This is a genomic window from Macrococcoides caseolyticum (assembly GCF_002902665.1).
Taxonomy (GTDB): Bacteria; Bacillota; Bacilli; order Staphylococcales; family Staphylococcaceae; genus Macrococcoides; species Macrococcoides caseolyticum.
The window spans coordinates 1-4,915 of the sequence record NZ_PPRM01000039.1 but is presented as its reverse complement, the minus strand read 5'-3'; the positions used below and the strand labels follow the sequence as shown (position 1 = coordinate 4,915).

Genomic DNA, 4,915 nt, shown 5'->3' with positions numbered 1-4,915 from the left:
ATTATATGCTTTATAAGTTTCTAAATATGATAAATTTTCTACTAACTTAAAAGTATCTAAACTAACAGGATTTGATATTTTTACCTTGAAAATTTCTTCTATAAAGATAAATATTCTTACTAAATAACGATGATATGAAGGACCTTTCCCTGTATTTTTAGTGACACCTTTTGTATATCCTAGTTCGGTGTTTACAACAAAGTCCTCATAACTATTAAAAAAACTTCTAAAGCGTTGATTCATTTCAATGAACTTAGGATTTTTTGCAGAAATTTTTCGAAACATATAATCACCTTTTCAGAATAATCGTGTAACAAGTTTGAATATTTTATCTTTATTATACATTACAACCTATTATTTAAAATTGTTTAGAGAGAAAAATTAAAATATATTCTTATTTATTATTCATTAACAATCATCTCATATAATGCTTTCAATGTCTCTTCTCTTTCTAGTGGTTTAAGCCCACATTCCCACACAACTATGACGCGTATACCAAGTTCAGTTAATTCTTCGATATTGCGTTCGTCTCTTGAAACGTTTCGATTAAACTTCTTCTCCCAAAAATCCTGATTACTCTTAGGCATCACAAATAAATCACAGTTATGTACATGCCAAAAACAGCCATTTACAAAAACTGCTGTTTTATATTTAGGTATATAGATATCTGGAGACCCTGGAAATTTTTTATCATTCTTTCTGTACCTGATGCCTTTGGAGTATAAGAATTTACGAACGATGTCCTCAAGTTTACTTTTCTTCTTTGAGTTAGCTACCATCGTTTTATTAAGAGTATGTTCTTCCATAACAAACACCACCCTTTCATAAGTATATATACCCACATTTTTCATATAAAATGTAAATCTATATACTTTACAACACGAACGATCGTTCGTATAATTAAGATGGTAATAAATTTGATATATCAATCAATCCAGATCTTTGATAAAATATAAAAGTTAATCATAATTTATAAGGAGGCCCACTATGGAGAAGATAAAAGTAGCGGAAATGTTTGCAGGTGTCGGTGGTTTTCGTATCGGTCTAGAAAACACTAACAATAATATGTTTGAAGTTACTTGGGCAAACCAATGGGAACCTTCTAGAAAAGTGCAGCATGCTTTTGATTGTTATTCACGAAACTTCAAAACAGGCATTCATAGTAATCAGGATATTACAGAAGTTCCAAATGCTGAACTTGCTGCGACGAATGTCGACATGATTGTTGGTGGTTTTCCTTGTCAAGACTATTCAGTAGCACGCTCATTAAATGGCGAACTTGGCATGCAAGGAAAGAAAGGTGTATTATTCTGGGAAATTACACGATTCATACAAAACGTTGCACCTAAATATATTCTACTTGAAAACGTTGATAGATTATTAAAATCTCCTTCTAAACAAAGAGGAAGAGATTTCGGAGTAATGCTTTCTACATTAAACGAACTTGGTTATGATGTTGAATGGCGTGTTATCAATGCAGCAGACTATGGTAATGCACAACGTAGAAGACGTGTATTCATCTTTGGATATAGACGCGAAACGAACTACGCTAAATCAATACTCAAGAAAACACAGGAACAAATTGTATTTAAAGATGGATTCTTTGCGAAAGCATTCCCTATCACTGATGAAATAGTCAAGAATCGTGTTTCTACTACTTCACTTTCGAGTGATATTGTTAGTGTTTCTGATAATTTTTCTTATACATTCCATCCGTCGGGCTATATGAAGAATGGAGAAGTTTATACAGCTCATACTGTACCGAAATATGAATCTCCAGCTACACTTGGATCTGTCCTCGTTGAAGAAGTCCCAGAACAATATTACCTTCCAGAAGATAAGGTTGAGAAGTTCAGATATTTAAGAGGCTCAAAGAAAATCGAAAGAATTACAGCAGATGGTCATAAGTATATTTATAGTGAAGGTGGTATGTCAGAAAGCGATGACATTAATTTACCTGCAAGAACGATGCTAACGAGTGAATCCTCAGTAAATAGAAGCACACATTTTATCAAAGAGTCAGAAGATAAATTTAGAACACTTACCCCTGTTGAAGCTGAGCGATTGAACGGTTTTCCTGATAACTGGACTGAAGGTATGCCAGAGAAGATGAGATTCTTCTGTATGGGGAACGCATTAGTTGTACCATTAATTACGAGAATGGGAAATCAAATTGAGGAAATCGAAAAACTCTATCCAGATGATATTACGCAATTAAATCTTTTTTAGTCTACCAATTGATGGTAGACTTTTTTATTTGAGAAAAATATACTTGTAATAAGTAACCTCGATAGGAGATGATTAATATGAGTAATTTTAATTTGGATATCTATATCGAAAAGGACATTAATAAGTATTTAAATACACATATATATCCTCTTCTAGAGAAAGAATTTGGATTAGTATTTAATAGAGTTACAGATATGAACTTACAACACGCTGGAGTAGATACTGTTGGCAAACATAAACTATTTAATAAAAAATTAAATATAGATGAAAAAACAGCATCACATCATTTTGCTAATTCAATTAATAATACAGGTCTCCCTACCTTTGCTTTGGAACTTTCTTATTTTAAATATAACAAAGAAAAAGTTGGTTGGTTATTTAATCCTAAATATAGTAAAACAGATGCTTACTTATTCAGCTGGGGTTGGCGCAACTCTGAAGATAAAGATTGGAAGACCATAAAATATAATGATATCGTGCAAATGGAATCTGTTTTGGTCTTAAAGAAAGACTTGATTAAATGTTTAGATAAGCATTATGACTTTAATTTAACGAACTATGAGTCATTCATCGATAATAATTTGAACAGTAATAGTCATAAGTACTACATTAAAGAAAATAAAGGTCCATACATATATAATTCAGGCGAAAAATATAATGAACGTCCTATCAACTTAGTATTTCCAAAACACGAGCTTATTAAAATCTCTAAATTTCACACAATACATAAAATAGAAGGTGATCAAAATAGCCAAATTTGAATATGAAACGGTCAACGAATTGATAATGTATGCAAAAGAAGCAGAAGGAAAATATTTGTATGAAATTGATAAGAAAGATATGTTGGAGAATACAAATGTAAAAGGCTCTGTGGGACATATTATTGAAGCCAGTTACTTTGGTTATGAAATAAATTCGAATGCCGAAGCAGATTTCGCAGATGTAGGAATAGAACTAAAAGCTACTGGTATCCAAAAGATGAAAAAAGGAGACCTAAAAGCCAAAGAGCGACTCGTATTAAATATAATCAATTACTGTGACGAAGCTACAGTTGAATTTGAGTCATCAAGCTTTTGGAAGAAAAATAAACACTTACTTCTCTTCTTCTATGAATATAAAAAAGATAAAAACAACAAAATGGATCGCAGAAACGCTCAAATAATTAAAGTTGAAGACTTCCAATTTCCAGAAGAAGACTTAAAAACAATAAAACAAGATTGGAATATAATACATAACAAAATCATCAATGGTGAAGCCCACCTACTTTCTGAAGGTGACACATTAATACTTGGTGCATGTACCAAAGGTTCCACTGCAGCAAAATCTTTAAGAAAACAGCCTAATAGTGATATTTTGGCTAAGCAGCGAGCATATTCTATTAAGCAAGGATACATGTCAAATCTTGTTCGAAAGTTAATTACAAAAGAGCACTTTGAAGCAATTACGACTGCAAAAGAGGTAAATGAAAAGTCTATCAATCAGATATTACATAATAAATTTAAGAATCACTATGGTAAATCTGATGTTGAAATAGCTGAACAATTAAATATCACTCTTAGTGATGGGAAAAATCGTATCGCACATCTAGTAAGTAATATGTTAGGTGTTAAGAAGAATGATTTAAGTAAAATCGAGGAATTTGAAAAGTATAGCATTAAATTTAAAACGATTACTTTAAACAATGAAGGTAAATTGAAAGAACACATGTCTTTTGAGAACATTGATTTTGGTGAGTATGTTACTTCTGAGTGGGATGATAGCCATTTAAAAACGATGTTCGAATCAACAAAATGGTTATTTGTTGTATTTAAAGAAGATGATAAACGTAATAAAATATTTCTTGGGTATAAGTTATGGAACATGCCAATGACTGATATCGAAGGACCATTACAAGAGTTTTTCATAAAAACACAACGCCTTCTTAACGAAGGTGTTATATTTACACAGACTTCAAGAGGTATACGTAATAACCTGCCTGGCGCAAAAGATAATCCAATTTGTCATATCAGACCAAAAGCTAGAAATGCTGAAGATAAAGTCAAACTTCCAGATGGACAATGTATTACCAAACAGTGTTTTTGGTTGAATAAGGGGTATATCAAAAATATTTTACAAGGAGTAATATAATGAAAAGGCTTATATTAGGAGAATTATATAGTAGAGAAGACGTTAGTAAAATATTTAATAGTCACTCTAAATATACCAGAGGCTCAGGTGTATGGGGATTACACGGAATCATTGCATTAAAAGAAAGAGAAGGGGATTATATATTTTTTGTAACTTTAAAGAACAATGAGCATCAAGGTAAATTTGAAGAAGGGATATCAGTTGATGGTATATTGTCATGGCATTCACAACTTAAAAAAAATATTAATCACAAATATACACAAAATTTTATCAATCATAATCCCTTAGTAAATAACATACACCTTTTTTATAGAGAAAATAAAAATGGGTTATATATTTATTTTGGACGATTAGGCTACCTTGAACACGATGCTTCATCCTTACCCATTTTCTTCAAGTGGCAATTATTAGACTGGAACCAGTTTAATAAGAATGATTTATTAACATTTATTGAAAATTACACAATTCATAACAAAAATAAGACTATAAAAGCTGTAGATCAGATTATTAAAACTAATCTTCCAAAAAAAAATCGTGAAAATTTCAATATACAAAAAAA

The 4,915-nt window shown here is 31.1% G+C and carries 6 protein-coding genes; 4 read left to right on the top strand and 2 right to left on the bottom strand.

The annotated features are described in order from the left end of the window. Together CD152_RS06605 and CD152_RS06600 are read right to left on the bottom strand one after the other, a co-directional pair. Nucleotides 1-285: hypothetical protein (locus CD152_RS06605; RefSeq protein ID WP_146034100.1), on the bottom strand; the 285-nt coding region annotated here is incomplete at its 3' end. A 116-nt stretch (nucleotides 286-401) separates the two neighbouring features. After that, a complete protein-coding gene (locus CD152_RS06600; RefSeq protein ID WP_101141586.1) occupies nucleotides 402-806 on the bottom strand; it encodes a very short patch repair endonuclease in 405 nt (134 codons plus the stop codon). A gap of 181 nt (nucleotides 807-987) precedes the next feature. On the opposite strand from CD152_RS06600, the gene dcm reads away from it, so the two are divergent. The 4 genes from dcm to CD152_RS06580 all read left to right on the top strand — a co-directional run. Continuing rightward, on the top strand, nucleotides 988-2,229 hold the full coding sequence (dcm, locus tag CD152_RS06595; protein WP_101141588.1) for a DNA (cytosine-5-)-methyltransferase: 1,242 nt from the start codon (nucleotides 988-990) through the stop codon (nucleotides 2,227-2,229). 77 nt (nucleotides 2,230-2,306) lie between these two features. Beyond that, nucleotides 2,307-2,990 (top strand): hypothetical protein, encoded by a 684-nt coding sequence (locus tag CD152_RS06590; RefSeq protein WP_101141590.1) that lies wholly within the window; start codon nucleotides 2,307-2,309, stop codon nucleotides 2,988-2,990. A gap of 25 nt (nucleotides 2,991-3,015) precedes the next feature. Next, nucleotides 3,016-4,356, top strand: a complete 1,341-nt coding sequence (locus CD152_RS06585; RefSeq protein ID WP_101141591.1) for a Sau3AI family type II restriction endonuclease — start codon at nucleotides 3,016-3,018, stop codon at nucleotides 4,354-4,356. Next, nucleotides 4,356-4,915, top strand: a 560-nt coding sequence (locus CD152_RS06580; protein ID WP_146034099.1) for a DUF3427 domain-containing protein, incomplete at its 3' end; no start/stop codon positions are given. The genes CD152_RS06585 and CD152_RS06580, both read left to right, overlap by 1 nt.

Excerpts from the sequence above, each read along its gene's own strand:
- CD152_RS06600 (WP_101141586.1), bottom strand. The coding sequence starts at position 806 with ATGGAAGAACATACTCTTAATAAAACGATGGTAGCTAACTCAAAGAAG.
- dcm (WP_101141588.1), top strand. The coding sequence starts at position 988 with ATGGAGAAGATAAAAGTAGCGGAAATGTTTGCAGGTGTCGGTGGTTTT.
- CD152_RS06590 (WP_101141590.1), top strand. The coding sequence starts at position 2,307 with ATGAGTAATTTTAATTTGGATATCTATATCGAAAAGGACATTAATAAG.
- CD152_RS06585 (WP_101141591.1), top strand. The coding sequence starts at position 3,016 with ATGTATGCAAAAGAAGCAGAAGGAAAATATTTGTATGAAATTGATAAG.